We start from the raw sequence: 25,652 nt of genomic DNA, 5'->3' as shown, positions 1-25,652 counted from the left end.
ACGAAAACTTAGGGTGCTATAAACAACCTCTGCAAAGATGGCACAACTTTGAAGCAATATATGACAATTTGTCTTTTTTTTGAGGATTTTCTATTGAAAATACTGACAAAATGACTTATTCTTCCCACTGGCACAAGAGTTGAATAATAGAAGGGTGAACAACAAAAACAAATGTAAAACCCTAAAAAAGGAGGATGAGACTATGGCACTGGTAAAAAGAAACGAAAACACCGGACTGTTCCCCAGCCTGACCAACATGCTGGAAAACTTTTTCAACGACGAATGGTTCTTTGGTCGTGATGTAATGCCGATGCGCAGCTTCACTGTGCCGGCTGTAAACGTAAAAGAAACTGAGGAGAGCTTCGAATTGGAAGTAGCGGCTCCCGGTATGGACAAAAAAGACTTCAAAATTGAAGTAGAAGACGGCGTATTGACCATCTCTTCGGAAAAAGAAGTGAAAAACGAAGAGAAAGACGAAAAAGGCAACTATGTACGCCGCGAGTTCAGCTATCAATCTTTCAGACGCTCGTTTGTGTTGCCTGATACCGTGAATACCGAAAAAATCGAAGCTAAGTATAAAGACGGTATCTTGCATGTAAGCGTACCTAAGCGCGAAGAAGCCAAGAAGAAACCTACCCGTTTGATTGAAGTAAAATAAGGTAGCTTCCGGAAGATACTTAAAAGGGCGCGAGGCAGTCTTATCCTCCGCCCTTTTTTTGTGTGTCTTGCTCTAATGCAACCTTTGATTCGGATTGTTTTTGCTTGCTCTCTTCGATTCAAAAAGAAAAGTTTATTTTTGAGTAAATTTTGCCGTACAAATAAAAAAAAACACTGTTCTATGGATGTCAAAAGCCGCACGTTTTTGGAAAAATACTTGAACAATGCTTCGCCGACAGGCTTCGAAGCCGAAGGGCAAAAAATATGGCTCGACTACATCAAACCCTATATCGACGACTACCGTGTGGATAACTATGGTTCGGTGGTGGGTATTGTGAACCCCGAAGCAGACTACAAAGTAGTAATTGAAGCTCATGCTGACGAAATTTCTTGGTTTGTCAACTATATTGATGACAACGGTTATATCTATGTGATTCGCAACGGAGGCTCCGACCCTGTCATTGCGCCTTCTAAGCGCGTGAACATACACACCCCCAAAGGGATTGTGAAAGGGGTTTTTGGTTGGCCTGCCATTCATGTGCGTCATGGCGACAAAGAGCGAGACCCCAAGCCCGAAATCAAAAATATTTATATTGATGTGGGGGCTGAGTCGAAGCAAGAAGTGTTGGATATGGGCGTGGATGTAGGCTGTGTGGTTACTTTCGCCGACGAGCTCATGGAGTTGAACGGGCGCTACTGGGTAGGGCGTGCCCTCGACAACCGTATAGGAGGCTTTATGATTGCCGAGGTGGTGCGACGACTACATGAAAATGGTAAAAAACCATCGTTTGGATTGTATGTAGTCAACAGTGTGCAGGAGGAAATAGGCTTGCGGGGCGCTCAAATGATGGCAGACAGCATCAAACCCAACGTAGCCATCATTACCGATGTGTGTCATGATACCCAAGCGCCTTTATACAATAAAATACAAGACGGTGATTTTAAGGCAGGCAAAGGACCGGTGTTGACCTTCGGTCCTGCTGTGCAGAACAACTTACTCCGTTTTATTATGGAGGTGGCAGAGAAAGAAGGAATTCCCTATCAACGAGCCGCAGTATCGCGCTCCACAGGTACCGACACCGACTCTTTTGCCTATTCGAACGGGGGAGTGCCTTCTGCTTTGATTTCACTTCCTTTGAAGTATATGCACACGACGGTGGAAATGGTGCATAAAGAAGACGTGGAGCATATCATTCAATTGATGTATCATAGCATTTTGCATTTGAAAGCGGGGCAAGACTTCCGTTATTTCTCATAAACAAAGCATGAAATCAACGACCCACATTGTCATAGACCAAATGGGGCGGTGCGTCGAGGTGCCTCTATCGCCTCGGCGCATTATTTCTTTAGTGCCTTCACAAACAGAGCTTTTAGCTCATCTTGGCTTAGAGCAAGAAGTGGTAGGGATAACCAAGTTTTGTGTTCATCCGGAACGCTGGTATCGTTCCAAGCCTAAAGTAGGGGGCACCAAGCAGCTGCGTATGGAGGTGGTTGAGCGCCTGAACCCCGATTTAATCGTAGGCAACAAGGAAGAAAATGAAAAAAGCATGATAGAAGCCCTTTCGCAGCGTTACCCTGTGTGGATGAGCGACATTCGAAGCATAAACGACGCTTTGGACATGATAGGCAGACTGGGCTGCTTGGTAAACAAACAAGAAGAAGCAGAAAGCCTACAAAAGGCTATCACCGGGCGCTGGCAGACGGTGCGTAATATGGCTGCAGCTCTTCCTTTCCGAAAGGTACTTTACTTGATTTGGCGAAAGCCCTATATGGCTGCCGGCAAATCTACTTTTATCGATGAAGTGTTGCGTTTTTTAGGTTTCGAAAATATATGTACACAAGAGCGCTACCCGCTTGTGGAGTTTCCTGTGCATACAGCGCCAGCATGGGTTTTTCTTTCTTCTGAGCCTTATCCTTTCAAGGAAAAACACATAGAAGAAATACAGCAGCTTTATCCAAAGGCAAAAGCACTGGTAGTGGATGGTGAGATGTTTTCTTGGTATGGCAGTCGCATGTTGCAAGCACCAGCATATTTTGAATGCTTGCTGGAGCGCATGCTTGCTAGTTGCACCTCTTATTAGTATGGCACAGTTGCAGTTCTCAGTAGAGGTGGATGTTACAACAGCTTGGCAGCGTGTAGCTTTAGTGGCTGCTTTTGTCCAAAGCGATGCCTCTTGGCAATGGCATGCTGCTCCCCGGATTGCATGGTATTCGCTTCGCTGGAGTGGGTATTGAGTGAAGAATATGGGTGCTTCTTTTTTTATGGATACGTTAAAGCGACTTGCTCAGGGACTTAGCGGAATAAAAAAAGTGGGGCTTGTGTACCCCACTTTTGTGTATGATAGCTTGGTTGGACTATTCTAAGGTTCGTTTTACCTCGCGGCGTTCGAATACCTCAATGATGTCGCCTACTTGTATATCGTTGAAGCTCTTTATTGCCAAGCCACATTCAAAGCCGGCTTTTACTTCCGATACGTCGTCTTTGAATCGTTTCAAGCTTGCCAGCTCGCCGCTGTGGATAACAGTACCTTGGCGCACTACGCGAATTGGCAGGTTCCGTTTGATATAACCATCAGTTACGTAACAGCCGGCTACGGTGCCTACTTTCGAGATGTGGAATACTTCGCGCACTTCGGCGTTGCCCACAATCACTTCTTCTACGGTAGGTGCCAACATGCCTTCCATTGCGTCTTTCACCTCATTGATGACGTCATAAATCACAGAGTAGAGGCGTATTTCCACATGCTCTTGCTCTGCCAGTTTTTTGGCATTGGCTGAAGGACGCACTTGGAAGCCGATGATGATGGCATCGGATACGGCAGCAAGGTTTACATCCGATTCTGTGATTTGTCCTACCCCCCGGTGTACGATACGCACTTCTATTTCATCGGGTTTGGACAGTTTCAGCAGGGCATCGCTCAAGGCTTCTACCGAACCGTCCACGTCGCCTTTCACGATAAGGTTCAGCTGCTTGTAGTCGCCCAAGGCGCGGCGGCGGCTCAGGGTTTCGAGCGAGATGCGTTCGCTTGCACGAATGCGTTGCTCACGCAAAATTTGCTCGCGCTTGTTGGCTATTTCGCGCGCTTCTTTGTCGCTTTCCATCACATTGAACTTATCGCCGGCTTGGGGCGCTCCGTTCAAGCCTAAAACCTGAACGGGGGTGGAAGGACCTGCTTCTTTGAGTCTTTTGCCGGTGTGGTCGGTCATCGCTTTCACGCGCCCATAGTGAGTGCCCGCCAGCACGATGTCGCCCACATGCAAGGTGCCGTTTTGAACCAAGAGGGTAGCCACGTAGCCTTTGCCTTTGTCAAGGGCTGCTTCGATGACAGTTCCGGAAGCTTTGCGTTTGGGGTTGGCTTTCAGTTCTAGCAATTCTGCTTCAAGCAATACTTTTTCGAGCAGTTCGTCAATGCCTTCGCCTGTTTTGGCAGATACATGCTGACACTGATAAGGACCGCCCCATTCTTCAACCAGAATATTGATTTTAGCCAACTGCTCTTTTATTCTGTCGGGGTTGGCGGTGGGTTTGTCTATTTTGTTGATGGCAATGACAATAGGCACGCCGGCAGCCTGTGCGTGGTTGATGGCTTCGATGGTTTGAGGCATCACGCTATCGTCGGCAGCTACCACGATGATGGCAACGTCGGTTACTTTTGCACCACGAGCACGCATAGCAGTAAAGGCTTCGTGACCGGGCGTGTCAAGGAAAGTAATTTTTTTACCATCGGCGGTGGTTACACTGTAAGCACCAATGTGCTGGGTGATACCACCGGCTTCTTTTGCCGTCACGTTGGTGTTTCGTATATAGTCGAGCAAAGAGGTTTTCCCGTGGTCCACGTGCCCCATGACGGTAACTACCGGCGGGCGTGGCACCAAATCTTCTGGGTTGTCCTCTTCTTCTTCTATTTCTACTGCTATTTCTTCTTCTGCACTGATAAACTCCACATCATAGCCATATTCGGCAGCTATGAGTTCGATGATATCTGCCTCGAGGCGCTGGTTGATAGATACGAAGATACCCGACTGTATGCATTTGGTGATTACTTCATTGACGGGCACATCCATCAAGTTGGCAAGCTCAGCAGTAGAAATGAATTCGGTTACTTGCAATACATTCTTTTCTACGTCTTGCCCTTCTATCTCTACTTTTTCTTTGCGCTTACGTATGGTTTTTTTCTTCCCAGCACCACTTATCTTAGCTAAGGTGGCTTTGAGTTGTTCTTTTACCTCCTTGCTGCTGATTTCCTTCTTCTCTACGGCTTTTTTCTTGTTGCGATGCGATTTACGGTCTTGATTTCGATTGTCTTTTGCCTGGAGGTTGTCTGTTTTTTTATTGTTGTCGCTGTCTTTTTTGTTTTTCTTAATACGTACTCGACTGCGCTTTTTCTCGTCGGAAGAGGCAATGGGCTTGGCTTTCTTCTTTTTGCTTGTGTCGGGTAGTTCTATTTTTCCCAATACTTTCAAGCCTTCAAGTTTTTCTGCTTTGCCGCGGATGACATTTTCTTGTTCGGTATCGGTTGCCTCTTTGTTTTCTTGGGCAATGGGCTCTTCCTCTTGCTTAGGTTGAACTGTTATTTGTTCTTTCTCCATCTGTTTTTCTACAATGGGCTGCTGCTCTTGTTTAGCTTGCTTTTGGGGTTCCTCTTTTTTAGGCGTTGCTTCCTCTTTTTCTTTTTTAGCAGAAGAGGCAGTCTCTTGTGTTTGTTTTTCAGCCGAAGGAACAGGGTTGGCTTTTACGTCTGCAACAGGGGTGCTTTCTTTTTGCTTTTTGACTTCTTCTTTCTTTGCGCTGCTTTTTTGCTTGCCTTTTTCTTTTTTGGAAGATTTCTTCTCTATAGCATCCAAGTCTATTTTGCCCAGCACCTTCAAGCCTACTTTGGGGCGCTCAATAGCTTCTTCGGTCGAAGCATCTGCTTTGGCTTCTTTATCCTCTATGTTTTCTTTCTGCTCTTGTGGCTTGTCTTTTTTAGCTTGGGGCTTAGAGCTTGGAGGGGTAACCTTCGGCTCGCTGCTCTTGACGATTAGCTCTTCTTCCTCCTCCTCTTCTTCGTCTATGGTAGCTTTGCCTGTTTGGTCATCGGATTTGATGACCACGGTTTTGTCTATATGACGAATGGTTTTGGTTGAGGCTTCTTGTTTTTCAAGCGCAGCGTCTTGAAATTCTTTTACCAACAACTGAAATTGCTCATCGGTAATTTTTGCATTGGGATTATTTTCCACTTCGTGGCCCTTCTCTTTGAGAAATTCCACGATGGTAGTAGTTGCGGTGTTGAGTTTTCTTGCAGCCTGACTAAGCCTCATATACTGTTCCTTAATGATTTTATTTACAGTGACCCTGTTGCAGGAATCAACGCAAATTTACACAATTTAATTTGGTATTAAAAACGCAGGACCTCTTCACTTCTGAAAATGTGAGGCAAGCACGAAGAGGTCCTAAGTCTATTTTACTCGAATTCTTTACGCAATATGTCCAGCACGTAGTCGATGGTTTCTTCTTCGAGGTCGGTGCGGCGTACCAAGTCTTCTTTGGGCACTGCCAAAACGCTTTTGGCAGTATCGAAGCCCACCTTGCGGAACTCCTCGATAATCCACTCTTCTATTTCGTCTTGGAACTCTCTCAAGTCCACATCTTCCTCATCTTCTTCATCCATTTCACGAAATACATCTATTTCCCTGCCTATGAGCTTGCCGGCAAGTTTAATGTTGAGTCCGTTTTTACCGATAGCCAAAGGCACTTGGTCTAATTTCAAGTAAACTGAAACGCGTCCATTTTCTTCGAGCTTGACGGCTGAAAGCTTGGCGGGTGCCAAAGCACGGGCAATGAGCAGTTCCAAGTTATCGGTATAGTTGATGACGTCTATGTTTTCGTTGTTTAGCTCGCGCACGATGGCGTGGATGCGAGAACCGCGCATGCCCACACAAGCGCCTACGGGGTCGATGCGGTCATCGAACGATTCCACGGCTACTTTGGCACGTTCGCCGGGTTCACGCACTACCTTGCGTATGGCTATGATACCGTCGGCGACTTCGGGTACTTCCTGTTCGAAGAGGCGTTCGAGAAATACGGGGGAGGTCCGAGACAAAATGACTTTCGGCGAGCCATGGATGAGCTCTACTTTGTCTACAATGGCACGGATGGTATCGCCCTTGCGGTAACGGTCCTTGGGAATTTGCTGATTGCGAGGCAAAAGCAATTCGTTGTCTTCATTGTCAAGGACAATAAGGTCACGGTTGCGCAAGACTTGGTACACTTCTCCGGTAACGATGGTGCCGACCAGGTCTTTGTATTTCAAGAACATGCGTTCTTTTTCCCAGTCTTTTATTTTTTGAATGAGCGTTTGGCGCCCGGTCATGATGACACGCCGTCCAAAGTTCTGAGGGTCGATGGGTTCGGCAATTTCTTCGCCTACCTCAAAGTCTGCTTCTATTTTGCGTGCCTCTGAAAGACTGATTTTGGTGTTGTCATCAGCCAGTTCGGGGGAATCGTCGGGCACTATTTCACGATAGCGGAATATTTCAAGGTCGCCGTCGGAGTTGATGATGACATCGAAGTTAGAGTCATCGCCGTATTGCTTGCGTATCATAGTGCGAAACACATCTTCTATGATACGAATCATGGTGGGGCGGTCAATGCCTTTGGCACGCGCCAGCTCCATGAACGATTCGGTTAATTCTCTGTTATCAATCATATCTTATCTTTTTATTCAACAACAACATATATTGCTTCTACGTCTTCGAGCTTTACCTCGATGGGGGTTTCTTTCCACTTGCCTTTGGCAGTGGGGTGTGGCTCCAATTGGGTGAGCTGCAAGCTTGTAGCGGTGTAGGCTTCGAGTCGGGCAAGCAGTTGTTTGTTGCCGGTAAGGTGCACCGATACGTGCCGCCCTATATTTTTGCGGAATTGGCGTTCTCCGCTTAGCGGGCGGTCTAAGCCAGGCGACGATACCTCCAGGGTGTAACCTTCGTCCAGCTCTGCGATTTGGTCTAACAAATCCCCAATTTGGCGGCTCAATTCCGCACACTCATCTATTTGAATGCCTGTATCGGTATCTACGAAGATAGCTACACGCGTTTTGCGTCGAAAGGGCTTTACCTCTATATCCACCAGATAATAGGGTTCTTGAATAAGGGGCATGATGCATGCCCGGATGCGCTCCTTTAATTCTTGTACCTCCATACCTTCCTATATTTTGTTTTGCCGATGCTATAAGCAAAAGAGGGGTATTGCTACCCCTCTTTACAAGAGATCTGTCTTAGCACAAAGGTACAAAAAGCTGTTTATGTAGTCAATAAGTGAGTTAATTTTTTAAACAAAACCCCCTCTTTTAGAGCATATAACGACACTTTGAGGTAAGAAAGCCCGACTTGGTGCATGACATAGTGCAGAAGTATGGAAGCGACAACAATCATATCGACACGCATTTCGGACATGCCGGCTATGTTTAGGCGCTCCTGCCTGTTTTTCTTGAGTAGTTGCCAATGGATTTTTTCAAATTGGGAAAAAGTAATTTCATCACACGGCATGCCTGTTTGTGCCTCTTCTATGTCTTTGAGCGTGTCGAAAGTGCCGGAAGAGCCAATTAAATAGACAGGGCGATACTGGCGACATGCTTCGAAGAGGGGTTCGAGCTCCTGTGCCAAGTAGTGGCGCAGGAGCTCGATGTCCTGGGGGTGAATGGGGTCGTGGTGCATGAACAAATCGAAAAGACGCTGGGCACCCATTTCAAAGCTTTTTTTCCATAATATCTCCCGGTCGGTACCGATAATAAACTCCACACTACCGCCGCCTATATCCATGATGAGTGCGGGGGCGCTACCTATGGGCATGTAAGCTTTTACGCCATAGTAGATAAGTTCTGCTTCTTCTTCACCGTCGATGATTTGTATGTTTAAGCCAAACTCTTCTTTTATTTTTTGTACCAGCCAAGTGCCGTTGCTTGCATTGCGCAGAGCGCTGGTAGCCATGGCTTCTACTTCGCCGGGGTTTATGTCGTATTCGGCAAGACTAAGTCGGAAGTAGCGTAGCGCTTCGAACATGCGTGTTTGGGCTTGCTCGTTGATGATGCCCCGGCTAATGCCGTTTTGTCCTATCTTTACAGCTATTTTCTCTTTATGGATGACTTCGAACGGCTGGTAATCGGGAAGAGGGTTTTTTAGTTTGGCAATCAAAAGATGAAAGGTATTGGTCCCTAAGTCCATCACGCTTAGGGGCGATTCGTAAAGCTTTTGCAGCTTGTTTTTGCAATATTTAGACTGTGTTTTCATTGTCTGTGTATGAGATGCCAGCAAAACGCACGCCAAATTTAATTGCTTTCTTGCTTAAAGTTAGTTTTTGGGTGTTATTTTATTGTTAATACCTTGTTCTTGGTAAAAGTGGCAGGTGATTTATTTTCTTCTTTTTTCTTTTTATACCTGTCTAAGGAATAAGACGGCTACCTTACAAAAAAACATCACTCGAATTTGTATAGTTTTGCCAGTAGTTTTATGGGATAGAGTGTTTTATGATTCAGATACAAACGCCTGTATGGCAAGACTATGAGCTCATTGACAGCGGCAATCGCTACAAACTGGAGCGTTTTGGGAACTATGTACTGTCGCGCCCAGAGCCCCAAGCTGTTTGGGACCCTGCTTTGCCACAAGAAAAATGGCGACAGTTGGCACATGTGCATTTTGCTTTAACAGGCAAGGGAGGGCGTGAAGAGCGGGGCGAGTGGCAGCATTACCGTGCGTTGAAAGAACCTTGGTTTGTGCAGTATAAAAGTAAGCAACTAAGTCTTCGCTTTCGGTTGGCACTGACCGCTTTTAAACATGTGGGCTTATTTCCTGAACAAGCTGCCAATTGGGAATACATAGCTTCGGTATGTAAGCGTATGCAACAGCCCAAAGTGTTGAACTTATTTGCTTACACAGGGGGGGCATCGTTGGCGGCGCGTCAAGCGGGTGCTGATGTGGTGCACGTTGACGCGGTGCGGCAGGTAGTCAACTGGGCAAGTCAAAACCAAGAAGCTTCTAAACTGGACGGCATCCGTTGGGTGGTTGAAGACGCTATGAAGTTTGTGCAGCGTGAGGTGAAGCGCGGGCGCAAGTACCAAGGCATCTTGCTGGACCCGCCAGCTTATGGAAGAGGTCCTAATGGCGAAAAGTGGGTGTTGGAAGACCACATCAACGAGCTGATGCAGCTGTGTGCAAAATTGTTAGATGAGCAGCAGCACTTCTTCCTCTTGAACCTGTATTCGGTTGGCTTTTCTGCCTTAATTGCAGAGAGCCTGACCCAAAGCGTTTTCCGACATCTGCCGGCAGCTCGGCATGCCGAGGTAGGCGAGTTGTATGTGCCCGACCATGCTGGGCGCAAACTACCCTTAGGTACTTATTTGCGTTTTCAAGGAGGCTTCTGACCAAACTTTAAAAAACAATATACTGCAAGATTCGTTTTTTTTAAAAAACCTTCGTTTCATCAGCTGCGTATTATTGAAGTGAAAGAGCAAAATGGAAGTGTCTGTTACAAAAGAAGGCGACATATGGGTATTGTGCCCCAAAGGCGAGTTGGATGCTGCTTCTTCCATTCTTTTCGATGAAGCCATAGAGAAAGCAAAAGCCCAAGGTGCTCAAAAGATATTGATAGATTTTGAAGAGTTGAATTACATTTCTTCGGCAGGCTTGGGTGTAATTCTCTCACACTTAGATGAGTTTGAGGAGAAGCATATTAAGTTAGCGATTTGTTCCATGAAGCCCAAGGTCGCCAATGTGTTTGAAATTTTGGGCGTGGACCGTTTACTGAATATTTACGGCAACCGAAATGAAGCTAATACTTATTTAAATGAGGCTTAACCTGAATATATTTTACGTTAAATGAGGCTTAACCTGAACATACCTTACGATAGTCGTTATTTGTCTGATTTGCGTCGCTTTGTTTGGCGTGCACTCCACTCATTGGCACTATCCGAAATTACCTTGAATCAACTGGTGTTGGCTGTAGACGAGGTGTGCAGCAATCTGATTGTCCACGTGCCTGCCGCTTCTACCGACCGCATCTGGGTGGAGATTATACTCAAAGAAGACTTGCTAATCATTGAAATAGTGGACACCTCCGGTCGTTCGGCTTTTGATATGAAAGGCTACACCCCACCCCGTATTCAGGCTTTGATTCGTAGCCGCCGGAAAGGTGGTTTAGGCTTGCGTCTGGTGCGTTCCATCATGGATAAAGTAGATGTTTTTGAAAGGGAAGGTTGTCGTGTGTGGCGTTTGCAAAAAGCTTTGGTATCTGAAAAAGCTTCTTAGTTCCTTTTGTGGAAAATTTGTAAAATTGCAGACGCCATTTCTCTCAAAGGCAAATGACTAAACCGTATGAATCTTTTTAGAGCCTATTATCTGCTGGGCGGGGTTGTTCTTTTTTTAGTGTCATGCAATCGTTCTGTGCATGCCCCAAAGCAACAAGCCCGTATGGAAGAACAAGACCCAGTGATTGCTTATGTGGGCAATGAGCCCATCCGGCGTTCAGAGTTTTTGTTTGTCTATGAAAAAAACCTTACCCAAGATGATAGCGCCTATACAGAGCAAAGTCTGCGCGATTATCTGGACCTCTATATTAAGTTCAAGCTGAAGGTACTGTATGCCCGCGAACAAGGTGTGGACACTACCGCGCAGTTTTTGCAGGAGTTTGAAACCTATAAGGAACAGCTTGCCAAGCCATATTTGAAGGACAATCGCACCATAGACTCGCTGGCAAAGCAAGCCTACGAGCGTATGAAGACAGAAGTGAGCGCATCGCATATCTTGGTAGCAGTAGCTGAGGATGCCTCACCGCAGGACACCATGCGTGCCTATGAGCGCATACAGCAAATTCGTCAAGAAGTGGTAAATGGTGCCGACTTTGGTGTGTTGGCACGCCGTTATTCCGATGACCCTTCAGCTAAAACCAATCGCGGCTATCTGGGCTACTTCACCGCTTTGCAGATGGTTTATCCTTTCGAAAATATGGCATATGAAACGCCTGTAGGTGAAGTGTCGCCTATTTTTCGCACGAAGTATGGTTACCATATCTTGAAAGTACACGACAAGCGCCCCAACAGCGGTAAAGTACAGGTAGCGCACATCATGTTGCGAGTACCCAAGGGCATTACGGAAAAAGATTCTGTTGCTTTGCGCAATAAGATTTGGGATATTTACCGCCGTCTGCAGAAGGGTGAGTCTTGGGAGAGTCTGTGCAGACAGTACTCCGAAGACCAAAACACCAAAAGCAAGGGAGGCGAGTTGCCCCCCTTTACTGTGGGGACCACCTTGCCCGAATTTGAAGCTGTTGCTTTTGCCCTAAAGAAACCCGGCGACATCTCTGAGCCTTTCCTGACGCCCTATGGTTGGCATATTGTAAAGCTCATCAAGCGCCAAGAGCTGGAACCTTATGAAGAAATAGAAGAGCTGATTAAACGGCATGTAGCTCGGGACAGCCGTTCCAAGGTGAGCCAAGAAGCACTGCTGCGTCGTTTGAAGAGCGAAAACCGTTTAAAGGTAAGCGAAAAAGCCAAAAGGCAGCTGTGGGCTTATGCCGATTCCACTCTATTACAAGCGCGCTGGGCACCTGCCTTGCCCGAAAAGCTATTGAGTGAAGTGCTCATTGCCTTTGAGCATCCTCAAGTGCAAGAAAAAGCGCTGTTGTCGGTGAAAGACTTTGTGGAATATGTGCAGCGGGTGCAAGTGCCTCAGAATCACACAACGCCCCATGCTTATCTGGATGCACTCTTTGAACGTTACGTAGATGAGCAAGCCTTGGCTTTTGAAAAAGCCCATTTGAGTGAAAAATACCCCGAGTATCGTCACCTACTGCGTGAGTACCGTGAGGGTATGATGCTTTTTCATGTCATGACCGAAAAGGTATGGACGCGTGCCATTGAAGATACTGCCGGAGCACGCCGATTCTTCGAGGCGCATCGGGAGCGCTACCAATACCCACAACGGGTGCATGCTTTGATTATTTCGAGCCAGAACAAAAAAGACCTTCAACGGGCAGTAGCATTGTTGCAGGAGAACAATGGGCGCTATGCTGTCGTGAACCCTTACGTTATTGACTACCCCAAAGGGGAAACCTCCTTTGCCCGTTCACATCTCATGAAGATTGACCAATTGGTGAGCTTGTTGCTTGAAGATGAAGCTATGAAGATAGAAATTGCCGGCTATCAGGAGAAGCAAGAGCCAGAAGGGACCTCGAAAAGCCGCATAGAAGCTCTGGTGCAGTATTTGAAGCAACGTGGGGTGAGTTCCACACAAATTGTACAGAAAGACTACATGCACTACCGCAACAGCCGCAAGGTAGAGCTAAGTGTGTTTTCTACCTCGCCGCAGGCACTGAAAAACCTAATAGACGGCATAGAGGTACGAGAAGGCGCTTTTGAAGCAGACAAAGAGCCGGTACTTAAACAAGTGGAGTTGCGGAGTGGTGATTACACCTTTTCGAAAGATGGTAAACATTTCTTTGTACGTATCATAAAAGTAGAGCCTGCTCGTTTGAAGGAATACAATGAGGCACGCGGTGAGGTAATCAACGATTATCAAAAGTTTTTGGAAGAAGAATGGGTGAAAGAGCTGAAAGAGCGCTACCCCGTGCGCATTGTGCAAGAAAACTTGTTGTCATTAGTAAAAAAGTAAAATGAAAAATTATTTGCTGGCTTTTGGGGCTGTCTGTTTGTTGCTGGCGTGTCAGCCGGAGGGTGGAGACACCAAGAAAATAGTAGCTCGCGTGAAAGACAAAGTGCTGTATGAAGAGGACCTTCAGTCGGTGGTGCCTCCAAGAACCCCCCCACAAGACAGTGCCCAGCTGGTCAAGCGCTACATAGACCTGTGGGTGCGTAAGCAGCTCCTGCTGCAAAAGGCACTACAAGAAACAGAAATCGATGAGAAATCGCTGAACCGGAAGGTAGAGGACTACCGTAATTCCCTTATATTATTCGAATTTGAACAGCAGTATCTTAGCCGAAACTTAGATACTCTGATTACCCAAGCTGAATTGGACTCTTTTTACCGAGAACACCAAGAGGACTTCAGACTGCAAGAACCTTTGGTGCAAGTGCGTTTTGTGGAATTGCCCGTAGAAAGCAAACAACTCGATGTCATCAGACGTGCTATCAAGAGCAACAAAAAAGAAGACTTGAGCCGACTGAAATCTGTTTGTTTGCAATATGCATTTAGTTGTTCTTTGAATGATTCGACTTGGGTGCCTTTGCGACAGGTAATCATGAACACCTCTTTTGCCGAGGAAGAAGCTCCCACTCGCTTATTGCAGAAAGGACAATTGTGGGAAAAAACTACGGAAGTGGGGGCGAGTTTGCTTTTCATTAAAGACATACTGCCTGCTGGTGCGGTTGCTCCGCTTGAATATGTAAAAGATAGAATGAAAGAAATGATTTATAACCGGAGACGCATCCAGACAATCCAACGGCTGGAAGAAGATATATATGCCGAAGCAAAACAGAAAAAATTATTTGAAATTTATGAAAACAATCATTAAGCTTTGCTTTTCCCTTGCCTTTTCTTTTGTTCTATTTTTTACCTGCCACTTGACAACCCTTGCCCAGCAGCAAGTACTGGATAAAATCATTGCTCGGGTAGATGATTATATCATCCTGCAATCAGACCTGGAGCTTTATTTTGAAGAGCTGGTGGAGGATGGGCGTTTGCCGCGTACACCACAAGCCAAGTGTCAGCTTCTGCAAAGCATGGTGGTAAATAAGATGCTGCTGGCTAAAGCCGAAATAGACTCTGTAACTGTAAGCGACCAGTTGATTGAAGTGGAAACAGAACAACGTATCGATGCGCTCTTGCAAGGGCGTTCGCCGAAGGTACTCGAAGAGCTTTATGGCAAATCCTTTGAAGATTTGAAGCGGGAGTTGCAGCAATCGCTCAAAGAAGAGCGAATTGCCCAGACAATGCGTTCCAAAATCACCGAAGGCATAGGAATTACCCCCGCAGAGGTGAAACGCTATTTCAAGCGTTTGCCCAAAGACAGCATCCCTATCATCCCCACAGAGTTTGAAGTGGCGCAGATAGTGCGTGTTTTGCCTCTAAAAGAAGAAGAGCGCCAGCGTGTAAAAGAACAATTGGAAACCATCAGGAAACGTATTGTAGAAGATGGAGAAGCTTTCGAAAAGCTTGCCAAAATTTATGGACAAGACGGTACCCGCGACTTCGGCGGTGACTTGGGCTGGCAGCGTCGCGGCAACTTGGTTCCTGAGTTTGAAGCAGTGGTTTTCCGCTTGAAGCCCGGCGAGGTATCCCGTGTTTTTGAAACTCCTTTCGGTTTTCATATCGTGAAACTTGAGGAGCGTCGTGGCGACGAATTCCGCTGCCGTCATATATTGATAATTCCCGACTGGTCGAAGGTGGAAAAAGAACAAGAGTATAGGTTTTTGGACAGCTTGCGCCGTGTCATACAAGTCGACAGCCTCACTTTCGAGAAAGCAGCCATTCAGTTTTCGCAAGACAAAGGCGTGCAGTCGCTTAATACTGCTGCCAACGGTGGCTACTTCATGAGCCGGAAAGGTGCTTACCGCATACCAGACAAGGAATTAGATGCCTATCTCTATCGTGTGCTCGACACCATGAAAGTAGGTACTATTTCGAAGCCCATGGAATACCGCATGCCCGACGGAAAGCGTGCTTTGCGTATCATTTACTTCAAAGCAAAGTATCCTGCTCATTTTGCTTCTTTAGAAACTGACTTTGACCGTATTGCCGAAATGGCACTGGAAGAGAAGAAAAACAAAGTACTTAATGAGTGGTTTTTAAAAGCCAAAGACGAATTGTATATTCATGTAGCCCCTGAATACCGGGGCTGTCAGATTTTTGGAGCAGAATAACCCATAAACCCATGGAGAACCATCAAGTAGATATACATACGGCGAGGGCTTTTGCTGCTGCCTACCGTAAGCTGAAAGAAGAAATACACAAAGTGATTGTAGGGCAGGATGAAGTAATCGATCAATTGTTGATAGCCCTTTTTTCTAAGGGGCACTGTGTGTTGGTAGGTGTACCCGGCTTGGCAAAAACGCTTTTGATTCAGACCATAGCCCAGTGTTTTGCCCTTTCTTTTCACCGCATACAATTTACGCCCGACCTAATGCCGGCAGATATTATCGGCTCGGAGACCTTAGATAAAGAGCGCAATTTTAAGTTTGTCAAAGGACCTATCTTTGCTCACATCATTCTGGCGGATGAAATAAATCGTACTCCACCTAAGACACAAGCTGCCTTGCTCGAAGCCATGCAGGAGCGTGCCGTTACTATTGGAGGGCAGCGCTATCCTTTGCCGAATCCTTTCTTTGTATTGGCTACGCAAAACCCCATAGAGCAGGAGGGAACCTATCCGCTGCCGGAAGCCCAACTGGACCGTTTTATGTTTGAAATTCAACTTACCTACCCCTCTTTTGAAGAGGAAGTAGAAGTCATCCGGCGTACAACGGGCGCTTATCATGCAGAAGTGAAAAAGGTATTGGAAGAGCAGGAGCTATTGTTGTTTCAGGAGCTGGTGCGCAAAGTGCCCGTTGCCGATAATGTAATAGAGTATGCTGTGCGTTTGGTACAGAAAACGCGCCCGACAATTGAGAGCAATACCGTAGCTGTTGAATATTTGGAGTGGGGGGCAGGACCGCGGGCTTCTCAATATCTTATTTTGGGAGGAAAATGTCATGCTTTGCTGCATGGCAAGCTATCGCCCGACATAGAAGATGTACAAGCAGTGGCACTTCCTGTTCTACGCCACCGTATAGTACGCAACTTCAAAGCAGAAGCAGAAGGCATTAGTCTCGACACCATTATTCAAAAGTTGCTATGACAATAGCAGGAGCAATTAAACAACGGGAGGCTGCGACGAGGATTCGGTTTTTACTTTATGTCGGAAAGTAGCTTCCGTTGCTTTTTGAGTTTTAGAAAAATAGCGCTTTTCCAGAAAGATAATCAGGGAATTTAGTAGTAGCCCCCATGCCACAAGTGTATAAAGTTGAATATGCACGGCAGAGTTGGGTAGAAGATACATACTGGCTATCACCATAAGCTGGAATAAAAGTAGGAAAATACTTGTCTGAATATGGTTAAACCCTGCTCTCAACAAAACATGGTGTAGATGGCTGCGGTCTCCGGAGAATGGGGAGCGTTTATTTATGACTCTTATAATGAAGACGCGTACGGTATCAATCAAGGGAACCGATAACACAGCCATAGCAATGGATGGGGCGACTCCGGGTGCATAAATTTTCAGCTGATAGGCATGTTCTATAAAACCTATGCTTAGTACTGCCATCAAAAAGCCTAAAATCAGCGAGCCGGTATCGCCCATAAATACTAGGGCTTCTTTTCGAAAATTAAAATAGAGAAAGGCAGCGACTGCACCTGCTACAGCAAAACTTGCTACGGCTAAATATTGAATGTCGTAAACAGTGTACCAGATACCAAAAAACAAAGAAGCCGCCAACACAAGAGTGCCGGCAAGTCCGTTGACACCATCTACAAGGTTAATGGCATTGATAATGGTTATGTACACAAAAAAGGTGAGTGCGTAAGCTATTGGTAAAGGTAAATCACCTATTCCCCACAGCCCATACATGCCATGCAGCCACACATTGCCTTTGAACACAGCCAGCCCGATGGCAAACACTTGGGCAGCCAGTTTTTTAAGCGGCGGTAGGGGCATCAAGTCGTCTTTCACGCCTGTGAAAAATAGAAAGATAAGAGCAGCAATGATTCCCAGCAACTGGTGACCGTTGGTTGCATAGTTGCTAAAAATGGTCAAACTGAGAATAAAACCAATGAATATGCCGACGCCTCCTAATGTCGGCGTTTGTGAGAGGTGAGCCTTGCGGGCATCTGGATAATCAAGCAAGCCTTTTGCTTGAGCAAGCTTGATAATTTTCGGAATACTGCCCCATGCTCCCACTGCTGCACACACAAACACCAAGCCCAATTGATAATACATGTCCTACTTTTAGATGGTTCTATCCTTTGAAGATACACATTTTCCAATGCTTTTAAAAAGCATATTTGTCTCCAAATACTACTTTTAATGCAGTGGATAGAATGATTTTCAAATCAAGCCAAAAGCTCCAGTTTTGAATATAGTAAAGGTCGTAATTGACGCGGCTTTTATACAGGTCAGTATTAAACCCACGGTTACCGTTAATCTGAGCTAAGCCAGTAATGCCGGGTTTCACCAGATAACGGAGAGGATAATTTGGTATAAGTTCTGAAAACTTCTCATCTTCTTGTATTGCATGAGGGCGAGGACCTATAACAGACATATCACCTTTGAGTACATTGAAGAATTGAGGTAGTTCATCTAAACTGGTTCTGCGTAACCAAGCACCTAAGCGTGTCACTCGGCAATCATTTTTTAGGGTTGGTTTATATTCTGTATCTCGAGGGCAGTAGCGCATAGTTCGAAACTTGATGCATCGAAAAGTTTTGCCATTTTTCCCGCCACGTTCTTGTATGAAAAAAACAGGACCCCGAGAATCTAACTTAATAAGCAGGGCGAGTAGAGGCACGAGCCAGCTTAAAACAAAAATGACGACCAATAGTGAAAAGACAATGTCGAACCCCCGTTTGAGCAGTGCATTGCCTGGCTTGTCTAAAGGGATATCGATATGGACAAATACTTCATTGAACGAGCCTGGGCGCTGATTTACTTGTGTAGTCGTAGATGCTGATTGAAACATGGTAAACTTAGGATGTTTTTGAAGAAAGATAGAAGCAATACTGTGTTGTAAAACCTCAAATTTTTTGCCAAACCATGGGGGTAGTTATGTAAAACCTAAAAGAAGCGCTCACATAAGAGCCTTTTGGGATGAAAAGATTTAAAATAACCCCTCAGGGAGTTTCTACTTCTGTTTCTTCTACTACTTTTACCTCTACTCCTTCTGGAGTGCTGTCAGTGGGTATGGCGGTAGATTGCGGCTGCATTTCAACCGGAGTTTTTTCTGAAGAAGACACGCCTTTTGTAGAATTTATGCTATCTGCTTTATTATTTTCTTGGGTTTGTTCGCTCCCGGAGCATGCAAACAGCAGGCTTGTAACAAACACCATAAACAGGCAGATAGATTTTTTCATGATTGTTGAATTTTAATAGTTCCTGTTGCTTATTGAGAAGCAAAGATAATGCCTATTTTTCACGAAAGTAGAGGCGAATAGGCACCCCTTCAAAGTCAAAATGCTTGCGGAGCTGGTTTTCCAGATAGCGACGGTAGGTTTCCGGTATGTATTTAGGATGGTTGCAGAAGAAAGCAAAAGAGGGGACACGCGTCGGCAGTTGGGTTATGTATTTAATCTTGATATGGTGCCCGCGATATGCCGGTGGCGGATAGTGTGCAATCACCTGCTGCATCACCTCATTGAGTTTGGAGGTAGGCACCCGTTGTTGTTTATTTTCATATACACGGATGGCTGTTTCGATGGTTTGAAATACGCGCTGTTTATTCAGCACAGAGGTGAACAGCACTGGGATATAATCCATGGGGCTGATTTTTTGGCGAATGACATCCAAATAGCGCTTATAGGTCATGTGGTCTTTTTCTATGAGGTCCCACTTGTTGACCATCAGCACCATGCCTTTGCCATCTTTTTCTGCAAGACGCAAAATGGAAATGTCTTGCGAGGTGATGCCCTCTTGGGCATCGACCATCATAATGCAAACATCGCTTTGTTCTATTGCGCGTAGAGTACGCATTACCGAGTAGAATTCAATGCTGTCTTTGATACGGTTTTTACGTCTTAATCCGGCGGTATCGGTCAAAATAAACTCTTTGCCAAAGGATTTGTAGTGGGTGTCTATGGCATCGCGTGTGGTGCCTGCAATATCGGTTACTATGTTGCGTTCTTCGCCCAGCAGCAGGTTTACAAAAGACGATTTTCCGACGTTGGGCTTTCCTATAATAGCTATGCGGGGAATGCCTTCGTCTGGGGCGATACCTGAGGTGGGCGTTAAATGCTTCACTACTTCGTCGAGCAGGTCTCCGGTACCACTGCCTGTTTGTGCCGAAATGGGAAAAATCTTGTCGAAGCCAAGTGTATAAAACTCGGCAGCTTGTTGCGTGCGATCTAAGGTCTCTGCTTTGTTGGCAACAACCATTATCGGTTTGTCATAACGGCGCAGAACTTTGGCAAATTCCTCATCCAGCGGATGTAACCCACTTTGTGTATCCACCATAAAAAGCACGACATCGGATTCTTCTATGGCTATTTCTACCTGTCGGCGGATGGCTGCTTCAAAGACGTCTTCGGAGCCCACGACATACCCTCCGGTATCTACGACTGTAAAAGGCGTGCCGTTCCATTCGGTTTTACCGTAGTGTCGGTCGCGGGTTACTCCGCTTTCATCATCCATGATGGCTTTGCGCTCTCCGATGAGGCGGTTAAAAAATGTTGATTTCCCCACGTTGGGTCGTCCCACGATTGCCACTATATTTCCCATAGGTGCATTTCTTTTTCTTAAAAAAAACAGTTTGATTAAAAGTAAAATGGTTTTAAGGCTTTTTATAGCCGAGACGCTCGAGCCAGCGCTCTTGGCGACGCCAGTTCTTAATGACCTTCACATGCAACTCCAGATACACTTTTTTTCCAAGAAAGGCTTCTAATTCTTTGCGTGCAGCGACGCCTACTTGTTTGAGGGCGCTTCCGCCTTTGCCGATTAGTATTTTGCGTTGGCTTTCGCGCTCCACGATGATGTCGGCTTGGATATGAATGATATGTTCTTTTTCCTTGAAAGAAAATATCTGCACATCGCAGCTATAGGGAATTTCTTCACGGTAGAGAAGGAATATTTTTTCTCGGATGATTTCGGCTGCAAAAAAACGCTCGCTTTGGTCGCTGATTTGTTCTTTGTCGAAATAAGGGGGATGTTCTGGTAAATAGCTAAGCAAAGCACTAAGCAGCGTATCTAAGTTAAAATGATAAAGGGCAGAGACAGGAATAACTGCTTTGGCGTTGGGCAGGCGGCTTTCCCAATACTCTACGGCTTGTGCCAGTTTTGCTTGTTCGCTTGTATCTGCCTTGTTGATAGCTACTATGATAGGTTGAGCCGTATGCGTGAGGTAATCAACCAAAGCAGACTCTTCCCACTGCTCGTGAGGCTCTACGACAATCAATAATATATCGGCGTCTTCGAGTGCCTGCTGCACATAGTGCATCATGCGTTTGTGCAGCTCGTATTTGGGTTCCAAAATGCCCGGTGTGTCTTGGTAAATAATCTGATAGTCGTCTCCGTTGAGAATGCCGGTAACACGGTGGCGCGTGGTTTGTGCCTTAGGAGTGGCAATAGATAATTTTTCACCCACCAGAGCATTCATTAAAGTGGACTTTCCCACGTTCGGCTTGCCAATGATACTGACGAATCCTGCCTTGTGTTTTGCTTCGTTTTGCATTGAAAATGAATTGTGTACTGAATAAGAGTCGAAATAACGTTGATTTTTTTTACAAAGATACTTGTTTTGTTTTAAAAAGTCGCATATATTTGCCCTCGCAAATGAGACAAACACCGCGGGGTGGAGCAGTTGGTAGCTCGTCGGGCTCATAACCCGAAGGTCGCAGGTTCGAGTCCTGCCCCCGCTACTAAGCCAAGCGGTCAATCCTCACCATTGACCGCTTTTATCTTTTTTAGTTGCCCCATCTTGATTCGAGTCCCATTCCAAATAGTGCAAAGTCGTAACGTACAGGGTCGTGAGGGTCAAGCATTTTTAGCTGTTCGGTAAGTGATAGCGCTGCGTGCCAGTTGACTTGTTCTTTTTGAAGTAGCCCGAGGCGCAAGGAGGTGCGTACTACATGCACATCGCAGGGGCATACAAGCTGTGCCGGGCTGATATTTTGCCATAAACCGAAATCAACGCCTTGCTCGTCGTGGCGTACCATCCAGCGTAAATACATAGTTAGGCGCTTGCATGCCGATTGACGGGCAGGTGTGGGTACGTGTTTGCGTGTACGTAGAGGGGCATAAGGCAAGCTAAAAAAGTAGCAGTGAAAATGCCGAAGATGGGGACCCACGTTTGGGCTCTGCCGCGCGTCAGGGGTGTCAGGCAAAAAGGCGGTTTCCAAGGTGTCGTGATGATGATAGTGATGATGCAAAAAAGCCACAAAGTAAAGCAAATCTGTTTCTTGGAAAGTGCGATGTTTGAAGCCAAGGAGCTGCTTTAAGTCGCTGTCTTGATGATATTTGATAAACTCATAAGGGCGGTTGTCCATGCGCTGCATCAACTCCCGACATTTTTTGATAATGGTCTTTCGGTTACCCCAAGCCAATATTGCCGCAAACAAACCGGCTATTTCTATGTCCTGTTTTTTGCTGAAGGCATGTGGAATAGAAATAGGGTCTGTCTCGATGAACTCTGGGCAGTTGTACTGGGCTACTTTTTGCTCGAGTATCTCTTTCAGTTGAAAAATGGGGCTCATGTGGTAAATAGAAGTTTTGGGTGGTGAAATTAAGGAAAGATAATTTTTCCGCTACCTGTAATTTTAGTTTTCATCAGAGGAGGGATACTATATAGCTTCACATTCCCGCTGTTTTCAATCCAGATATCGGCACTGTATCGGGGGGGCTACCAGAATATCGCCCTCGTCGTTGTGTCTTGTGTAAAAATTAGTAATGTTTGCTTGGCGTAGGTCTATTTTTCCAAATCCTTGGGTAAAGACTGTAAGCGAGTGAATGTCGCCTTTAATTAAAAACGCTGTGCCCAAGTTGGATGGGTAATGAGGCATTTAGCGTCAGCGTCACTGACTTTTTATTTGTGATGCGTGTTTGCCTATTGATGTTCGAAGCGCATTACTGAGCTTATAGACTCAGGCGATTGTTCCTTGAAGCTGGGTTGGCTGCGCTTCTCATTATACCCTAATAGTATGATTAACCCTGGGTCGAGCGCTGATGAGAAGTAAAACAAAGCTGAAAATGTGTGTATTTTCGTTGTAACACGCTTTTGTTAAATATCTTGTGGAGAGTATGCCGATGAGAGACTATTGTTTTATTTTATTTTTGATGTTTTTAGCATGGAAGGGGTGGGCGCAAGAAGTATTAGGCATAGACGCCCTCATAGAATCGCAGCAGTTCGACTCTGTTTTTGTATATCTGCGGGAGCACTGCATACAAATGACGGAGGATAGCTGTGCCTATTACTATGGCTTGGCATTTTATGGAAGTGGGCAGTATGCACGTGCCGATAGCGCTTTCCGGCAGGCGGTAGACCGGCGCCCCGATTGGGCAGAGGCTTGGTACGCATGGGGGGTGAGTCTGTATTATCAAAACAGAGAGACAGAGGCAAAGAAAAAGCTGCTGCGCTGCTTGAAGATAGACAAGAGGAAAGTAGCTGCATGGACAGCGCTCGCCGCCCTCGCCTTACAAGAACGTAAGCCCCGTCAAAGCATACGCTTTGCACGCAGGGCAGTGGCAGTAGATTCTACTTACAGTCCTGCCTATTACAACTTGGGTTTGGCTTATCGCTACACGGGCAGGGACTCGTTGGCAGCAGATGCCTTCCGGCGGGCGCTTGCGTACCGTCCCGGGTGGGCAGAGCCTTATTTTAGTCTGGCAGAAATCTATGCCGAAGGCGGAGATGCTACCACTGCTTTGCATTGGCTAAACCATCTTTTAACCATAGCGCCTTTTCATGTGGAAGGGCTGTTGCTGAGGGCACAGATATACCATCAAAGAGGAGACAAGACGGCAGCCTGTGCCGATTGGCATAAAGCCATGCAGGCAGGCAGCGAAGATGCTCGCTTGCTTTTTGAACGCTTCTGCCCATGAGCCTTTTGGCTTTTTGGTAAATTCGGCTTATTTTTGATTGGATTCGATGAATCCTAACTTTTGATGCTTAAACATATGAAAATCACACCCATCGAAATACGGCAAAAGACCTTCGAAAAAAATTTCCGCGGCTACGACAAAGAAGAAGTACAGGCTTTTCTGCTGATGCTGTCGCAAGAGTGGGAAGACATGATAGAGGAGTTGCGACGCTATAAACTCAAACTCGAAAATGCAGAAAAGGAGCTGCAACGTATTCGCGAAGTAGAGGATTCTTTGTTTAAAACCCTCAAAACAGCCGAAGATACCGGCAGCACCCTCATAGAACAAGCCAAAAAAGCTGCAGACCTGAAAATAAAAGAAGCACAGATTCAGGCAGAAAAAATATTGAACGATGCGCGGGCACAAGCCCGCAGCATTGTAGGGCGAGCCGAAGAGCGGGCGCGTCAGCTGAGGCAAGAAACACTGGCTGAGCTCAAGCAAATGGAAGCGGAATACCGCGCCTTGGAAAACCACCGCGACAATCTGATTTTGGAAATGAAAACCCTGCTCAACAGCATGCAGGAGAAGCTGCTGCGTGCCGAAGAGAAAAAAGGCACAGCCAAAGAGCGCATAGCAGCACGCCTGAGCGAAATGGAAAATACCCTTGAAGAGCAACGGCAGCGTATGGAAAGCAAAGCGAAGACTTACGATGAGAAGCCGAACGAAATCGACCCCTCATCCTTTACTCTATCTGACGAAGACGATGTGTCGGAAAAGAATCATAAAAAAAATCCCCCGGCTTCCTTTTTTGATGAAATCTAAGTGGCATGGGAGAAATCAGCCTTGAAAACATGGAGTTTTTTGCTTATCACGGTTTTTATGATGAGGAGCAAAAAATAGGCAACAAATATAGTGTGGATTTACGCGTATGGGTCGATTTTCACCGGGCAGCTGTAGAAGACCAACTGCGCTATACGGTCAACTATGAAAAGCTTTACCGCTTGGTAGCCGAAGTGATGGGTACGCCCACCCGTCTTTTGGAGCACCTTGCCCAGCGCATTGCCGATGAGGTCTTGTGTCATTTTAAGGAAGTAGAAAAAGTGGAAGTGTCGGTAGCCAAACACAATCCGCCCATAGGGGGTGTGTGTGCCAAAGCACGGGTGCGCCTTGTAGTAAACAGGGCTACCTTCCAACAATGAGCCTAATCAGTTGATTTTATTGTAAATTTGCCGAGCTTGCCGCTGTGAGCATCCAGAACTTTTAAGCTGACTTTCATGCACACAACACTTCAGCACATACAATCGCCCATTGCCAGAGAGATGGAACGCTTCGAAGAGCGCTTTGGCACTTACATGAAAAGCTCTAATTTTTTTTTGAACCGCATCACTAATTATTTGGTCAAGCGCAAAGGGAAGCAGGTACGCCCTATGTTTGTCTTTTTGGTGGCAGGGGCTTGTGGAGGCATTACCGATGCTACTCACCGGGGAGCTGCTCTTATTGAATTGCTACACACAGCTACGCTTGTTCACGACGACGTAGTGGATGATTCCCTGTATCGTCGGGGTTTTTTTTCCATCAACGCTTTGTGGAAAAATAAGGTAGCTGTATTGGTAGGAGACTATCTGCTGTCGCGCGGTTTGTTACTGGCTGTTGAAAACCGGGACTTCCATTTGTTGGAGATAGTCTCGAGGGCAGTCAAGGAAATGAGTGAAGGTGAGTTGCTTCAAATTGCCAAGGCGCGTGATTTAGACATAACCGAGGAGGTATACTTCGAAATCATACGCCAAAAAACCGCTTCTTTGATAGCCTCTTGTTGTGCGGTGGGAGCCGCCTCGGTAGAGAAGCCCGACGAGGCGACCATTGAGCAAATGTATAGCTTGGGCGAAACCGTAGGCATTGCTTTTCAAATGAAAGACGACCTGTTTGATTATGGAACAGAAGATGTAGGCAAGCCCTTAGGCATAGATATAAAAGAAAAGAAGATGACCTTACCGCTCATCTATGCTTTGTCGAAAGCTTCTGGGCAGGAGCGCACCCGCATCCGGCGCATCATCAAGAATGAAAGCCACAAAAAAGAAAAGGTGCAAGAAGTGATTGACTTTGTGCATCGCATGGGAGGTATTGATTACGCCCGGCATCGCATGAATGACTATTACGAGGAAGCACTGCGCCGTCTGGACATATTGCCCGACACCCCTTACAAGGAAGCCCTTGCCGGCTTGATTCATTTTGTAATTAAACGCAAGAGCTGACC

General features: G+C 46.1%; 25 protein-coding genes and 1 tRNA gene. 16 read left to right on the top strand and 10 right to left on the bottom strand.

What is annotated here, in order from left to right; genetic code table 11:
• Positions 1-202: 202 nt before the first annotated feature.
• The 4 genes from FHS56_RS08545 (at position 203) to FHS56_RS08530 (ending at position 2,892) form a co-directional block, all read left to right on the top strand.
• Positions 203-658 carry an Hsp20/alpha crystallin family protein gene (locus FHS56_RS08545; RefSeq protein ID WP_166919717.1) on the top strand — a complete coding sequence of 152 codons (456 nt, stop codon included), beginning with the start codon at positions 203-205 and terminating at the stop codon, positions 656-658.
• Between the two features lie 180 nt (positions 659-838).
• The gene (locus tag FHS56_RS08540) at positions 839-1,915 is read left to right on the top strand and encodes a M42 family metallopeptidase (RefSeq protein ID WP_166919714.1); all 1,077 of its coding nucleotides are present in this window, start codon (positions 839-841) and stop codon (positions 1,913-1,915) included.
• A 7-nt stretch (positions 1,916-1,922) separates the two neighbouring features.
• Positions 1,923-2,738: an ABC transporter substrate-binding protein gene (locus tag FHS56_RS08535; protein WP_166919712.1), complete on the top strand. Its 816-nt coding sequence runs from the start codon at positions 1,923-1,925 to the stop codon at positions 2,736-2,738.
• A 1-nt stretch (position 2,739) separates the two neighbouring features.
• The gene (locus tag FHS56_RS08530; RefSeq protein ID WP_166919710.1) at positions 2,740-2,892 is read left to right on the top strand and encodes a hypothetical protein; all 153 of its coding nucleotides are present in this window, start codon (positions 2,740-2,742) and stop codon (positions 2,890-2,892) included.
• A gap of 120 nt (positions 2,893-3,012) precedes the next feature.
• Here FHS56_RS08530 and infB read toward each other — a convergent pair whose 3' ends face one another.
• From infB to FHS56_RS08510, 4 genes are all read right to left on the bottom strand, one after another.
• Positions 3,013-5,958: a translation initiation factor IF-2 gene (infB, locus tag FHS56_RS08525; protein ID WP_166919708.1), complete on the bottom strand. Its 2,946-nt coding sequence runs from the start codon at positions 5,956-5,958 to the stop codon at positions 3,013-3,015.
• Between the two features lie 143 nt (positions 5,959-6,101).
• A complete protein-coding gene (gene nusA, locus FHS56_RS08520) occupies positions 6,102-7,346 on the bottom strand; it encodes a transcription termination factor NusA (RefSeq protein WP_208409655.1) in 1,245 nt (414 codons plus the stop codon).
• Between the two features lie 11 nt (positions 7,347-7,357).
• Positions 7,358-7,834 (bottom strand): ribosome maturation factor RimP, encoded by a 477-nt coding sequence (locus FHS56_RS08515; RefSeq protein WP_166919706.1) that lies wholly within the window; start codon positions 7,832-7,834, stop codon positions 7,358-7,360.
• 101 nt (positions 7,835-7,935) lie between these two features.
• Entirely contained in the window at positions 7,936-8,922 is a 987-nt protein-coding gene (locus FHS56_RS08510) for a Ppx/GppA phosphatase family protein (RefSeq protein WP_166919704.1), read from the bottom strand.
• A gap of 236 nt (positions 8,923-9,158) precedes the next feature.
• On the opposite strand from FHS56_RS08510, the gene FHS56_RS08505 reads away from it, so the two are divergent.
• The 7 genes from FHS56_RS08505 to FHS56_RS08475 all read left to right on the top strand — a co-directional run bounded on the left by FHS56_RS08505 (position 9,159) and on the right by FHS56_RS08475 (position 16,477).
• Positions 9,159-10,052, top strand: a complete 894-nt coding sequence (locus tag FHS56_RS08505; protein ID WP_166919702.1) for a class I SAM-dependent methyltransferase — start codon at positions 9,159-9,161, stop codon at positions 10,050-10,052.
• Positions 10,053-10,143: 91 nt separating this feature from the next.
• Positions 10,144-10,485 carry an STAS domain-containing protein gene (locus FHS56_RS08500; protein WP_166919700.1) on the top strand — a complete coding sequence of 114 codons (342 nt, stop codon included), beginning with the start codon at positions 10,144-10,146 and terminating at the stop codon, positions 10,483-10,485.
• 21 nt (positions 10,486-10,506) lie between these two features.
• A complete protein-coding gene (locus FHS56_RS08495) occupies positions 10,507-10,935 on the top strand; it encodes an ATP-binding protein (RefSeq protein ID WP_166919698.1) in 429 nt (142 codons plus the stop codon).
• Positions 10,936-11,001: 66 nt separating this feature from the next.
• Positions 11,002-13,296: a peptidylprolyl isomerase gene (locus tag FHS56_RS08490; RefSeq protein ID WP_166919696.1), complete on the top strand. Its 2,295-nt coding sequence runs from the start codon at positions 11,002-11,004 to the stop codon at positions 13,294-13,296.
• Between the two features lies 1 nt (position 13,297).
• Positions 13,298-14,155 carry a peptidylprolyl isomerase gene (locus FHS56_RS08485; RefSeq protein WP_166919694.1) on the top strand — a complete coding sequence of 286 codons (858 nt, stop codon included), beginning with the start codon at positions 13,298-13,300 and terminating at the stop codon, positions 14,153-14,155.
• Entirely contained in the window at positions 14,139-15,503 is a 1,365-nt protein-coding gene (locus FHS56_RS08480; protein ID WP_166919692.1) for a peptidylprolyl isomerase, read from the top strand. The genes FHS56_RS08485 and FHS56_RS08480 overlap by 17 nt, the downstream gene beginning before the upstream one ends.
• Positions 15,504-15,514: 11 nt before the next feature.
• On the top strand, positions 15,515-16,477 hold the full coding sequence (locus FHS56_RS08475; RefSeq protein ID WP_166919690.1) for an AAA family ATPase: 963 nt from the start codon (positions 15,515-15,517) through the stop codon (positions 16,475-16,477).
• Positions 16,478-16,492: 15 nt separating this feature from the next.
• Here the strand turns inward: FHS56_RS08475 and FHS56_RS08470 are convergent, their stop codons facing one another.
• The 5 genes from FHS56_RS08470 to era form a co-directional block, all read right to left on the bottom strand.
• A complete protein-coding gene (locus FHS56_RS08470) occupies positions 16,493-17,614 on the bottom strand; it encodes an MraY family glycosyltransferase (protein WP_166919688.1) in 1,122 nt (373 codons plus the stop codon).
• A 52-nt stretch (positions 17,615-17,666) separates the two neighbouring features.
• Positions 17,667-18,353 (bottom strand): exopolysaccharide biosynthesis polyprenyl glycosylphosphotransferase, encoded by a 687-nt coding sequence (locus tag FHS56_RS08465; RefSeq protein WP_166919686.1) that lies wholly within the window; start codon positions 18,351-18,353, stop codon positions 17,667-17,669.
• Between the two features lie 151 nt (positions 18,354-18,504).
• The gene (locus FHS56_RS08460) at positions 18,505-18,744 is read right to left on the bottom strand and encodes a hypothetical protein (RefSeq protein ID WP_166919677.1); all 240 of its coding nucleotides are present in this window, start codon (positions 18,742-18,744) and stop codon (positions 18,505-18,507) included.
• A gap of 52 nt (positions 18,745-18,796) precedes the next feature.
• Positions 18,797-20,104 carry a ribosome biogenesis GTPase Der gene (gene der / locus FHS56_RS08455; RefSeq protein ID WP_166919675.1) on the bottom strand — a complete coding sequence of 436 codons (1,308 nt, stop codon included), beginning with the start codon at positions 20,102-20,104 and terminating at the stop codon, positions 18,797-18,799.
• Between the two features lie 52 nt (positions 20,105-20,156).
• Complete coding sequence (gene era / locus FHS56_RS08450; protein WP_166919673.1) at positions 20,157-21,053, bottom strand: GTPase Era; 897 nt, start codon at positions 21,051-21,053, stop codon at positions 20,157-20,159.
• Between the two features lie 114 nt (positions 21,054-21,167).
• On the opposite strand from era, the gene FHS56_RS08445 reads away from it, so the two are divergent.
• Positions 21,168-21,240, top strand: a tRNA-Met gene (locus tag FHS56_RS08445).
• A 45-nt stretch (positions 21,241-21,285) separates the two neighbouring features.
• Here the strand turns inward: FHS56_RS08445 and FHS56_RS08440 are convergent.
• On the bottom strand, positions 21,286-22,074 hold the full coding sequence (locus FHS56_RS08440; protein WP_166919671.1) for a TIGR02757 family protein: 789 nt from the start codon (positions 22,072-22,074) through the stop codon (positions 21,286-21,288).
• A 544-nt stretch (positions 22,075-22,618) separates the two neighbouring features.
• Here FHS56_RS08440 and FHS56_RS08435 point away from each other — a divergent pair.
• From FHS56_RS08435 to FHS56_RS08420, 4 genes are all read left to right on the top strand, one after another.
• Positions 22,619-23,419 carry a tetratricopeptide repeat protein gene (locus FHS56_RS08435; RefSeq protein ID WP_166919669.1) on the top strand — a complete coding sequence of 267 codons (801 nt, stop codon included), beginning with the start codon at positions 22,619-22,621 and terminating at the stop codon, positions 23,417-23,419.
• A gap of 75 nt (positions 23,420-23,494) precedes the next feature.
• A complete protein-coding gene (locus FHS56_RS08430) occupies positions 23,495-24,220 on the top strand; it encodes a DivIVA domain-containing protein (RefSeq protein WP_166919667.1) in 726 nt (241 codons plus the stop codon).
• A 5-nt stretch (positions 24,221-24,225) separates the two neighbouring features.
• Complete coding sequence (gene folB / locus FHS56_RS08425) at positions 24,226-24,597, top strand: dihydroneopterin aldolase (RefSeq protein ID WP_166919665.1); 372 nt, start codon at positions 24,226-24,228, stop codon at positions 24,595-24,597.
• A gap of 75 nt (positions 24,598-24,672) precedes the next feature.
• A complete protein-coding gene (locus FHS56_RS08420) occupies positions 24,673-25,650 on the top strand; it encodes a polyprenyl synthetase family protein (protein ID WP_166919663.1) in 978 nt (325 codons plus the stop codon).
• Positions 25,651-25,652: the final 2 nt, after the last annotated feature.

The organism is Thermonema lapsum (genome assembly GCF_011761635.1).
GTDB lineage: Bacteria > Bacteroidota > Bacteroidia > Cytophagales > Thermonemataceae > Thermonema > Thermonema lapsum.
The sequence above is the reverse complement of the archived record's forward strand: the minus strand, read 5'-3'. Positions and strand labels throughout refer to the sequence as shown.

Excerpts from the sequence above, each read along its gene's own strand:
- FHS56_RS08530 (WP_166919710.1), top strand. The coding sequence starts at position 2,740 with ATGGCACAGTTGCAGTTCTCAGTAGAGGTGGATGTTACAACAGCTTGG.
- FHS56_RS08435 (WP_166919669.1), top strand. The coding sequence starts at position 22,619 with ATGCCGATGAGAGACTATTGTTTTATTTTATTTTTGATGTTTTTAGCA.
- FHS56_RS08540 (WP_166919714.1), top strand. The coding sequence starts at position 839 with ATGGATGTCAAAAGCCGCACGTTTTTGGAAAAATACTTGAACAATGCT.
- FHS56_RS08420 (WP_166919663.1), top strand. The coding sequence starts at position 24,673 with ATGCACACAACACTTCAGCACATACAATCGCCCATTGCCAGAGAGATG.
- FHS56_RS08510 (WP_166919704.1), bottom strand. The coding sequence starts at position 8,922 with ATGAAAACACAGTCTAAATATTGCAAAAACAAGCTGCAAAAGCTTTAC.
- folB (WP_166919665.1), top strand. The coding sequence starts at position 24,226 with ATGGGAGAAATCAGCCTTGAAAACATGGAGTTTTTTGCTTATCACGGT.
- era (WP_166919673.1), bottom strand. The coding sequence starts at position 21,053 with ATGCAAAACGAAGCAAAACACAAGGCAGGATTCGTCAGTATCATTGGC.
- FHS56_RS08545 (WP_166919717.1), top strand. The coding sequence starts at position 203 with ATGGCACTGGTAAAAAGAAACGAAAACACCGGACTGTTCCCCAGCCTG.
- FHS56_RS08470 (WP_166919688.1), bottom strand. The coding sequence starts at position 17,614 with ATGTATTATCAATTGGGCTTGGTGTTTGTGTGTGCAGCAGTGGGAGCA.
- FHS56_RS08515 (WP_166919706.1), bottom strand. The coding sequence starts at position 7,834 with ATGGAGGTACAAGAATTAAAGGAGCGCATCCGGGCATGCATCATGCCC.
- FHS56_RS08465 (WP_166919686.1), bottom strand. The coding sequence starts at position 18,353 with ATGTTTCAATCAGCATCTACGACTACACAAGTAAATCAGCGCCCAGGC.
- nusA (WP_208409655.1), bottom strand. The coding sequence starts at position 7,346 with ATGATTGATAACAGAGAATTAACCGAATCGTTCATGGAGCTGGCGCGT.
- FHS56_RS08430 (WP_166919667.1), top strand. The coding sequence starts at position 23,495 with ATGAAAATCACACCCATCGAAATACGGCAAAAGACCTTCGAAAAAAAT.
- FHS56_RS08535 (WP_166919712.1), top strand. The coding sequence starts at position 1,923 with ATGAAATCAACGACCCACATTGTCATAGACCAAATGGGGCGGTGCGTC.
- FHS56_RS08475 (WP_166919690.1), top strand. The coding sequence starts at position 15,515 with ATGGAGAACCATCAAGTAGATATACATACGGCGAGGGCTTTTGCTGCT.
- FHS56_RS08440 (WP_166919671.1), bottom strand. The coding sequence starts at position 22,074 with ATGAGCCCCATTTTTCAACTGAAAGAGATACTCGAGCAAAAAGTAGCC.
- der (WP_166919675.1), bottom strand. The coding sequence starts at position 20,104 with ATGGGAAATATAGTGGCAATCGTGGGACGACCCAACGTGGGGAAATCA.
- FHS56_RS08495 (WP_166919698.1), top strand. The coding sequence starts at position 10,507 with ATGAGGCTTAACCTGAACATACCTTACGATAGTCGTTATTTGTCTGAT.
- FHS56_RS08500 (WP_166919700.1), top strand. The coding sequence starts at position 10,144 with ATGGAAGTGTCTGTTACAAAAGAAGGCGACATATGGGTATTGTGCCCC.
- FHS56_RS08505 (WP_166919702.1), top strand. The coding sequence starts at position 9,159 with ATGATTCAGATACAAACGCCTGTATGGCAAGACTATGAGCTCATTGAC.
- FHS56_RS08460 (WP_166919677.1), bottom strand. The coding sequence starts at position 18,744 with ATGAAAAAATCTATCTGCCTGTTTATGGTGTTTGTTACAAGCCTGCTG.
- FHS56_RS08485 (WP_166919694.1), top strand. The coding sequence starts at position 13,298 with ATGAAAAATTATTTGCTGGCTTTTGGGGCTGTCTGTTTGTTGCTGGCG.
- FHS56_RS08490 (WP_166919696.1), top strand. The coding sequence starts at position 11,002 with ATGAATCTTTTTAGAGCCTATTATCTGCTGGGCGGGGTTGTTCTTTTT.
- infB (WP_166919708.1), bottom strand. The coding sequence starts at position 5,958 with ATGAGGCTTAGTCAGGCTGCAAGAAAACTCAACACCGCAACTACTACC.
- FHS56_RS08480 (WP_166919692.1), top strand. The coding sequence starts at position 14,139 with ATGAAAACAATCATTAAGCTTTGCTTTTCCCTTGCCTTTTCTTTTGTT.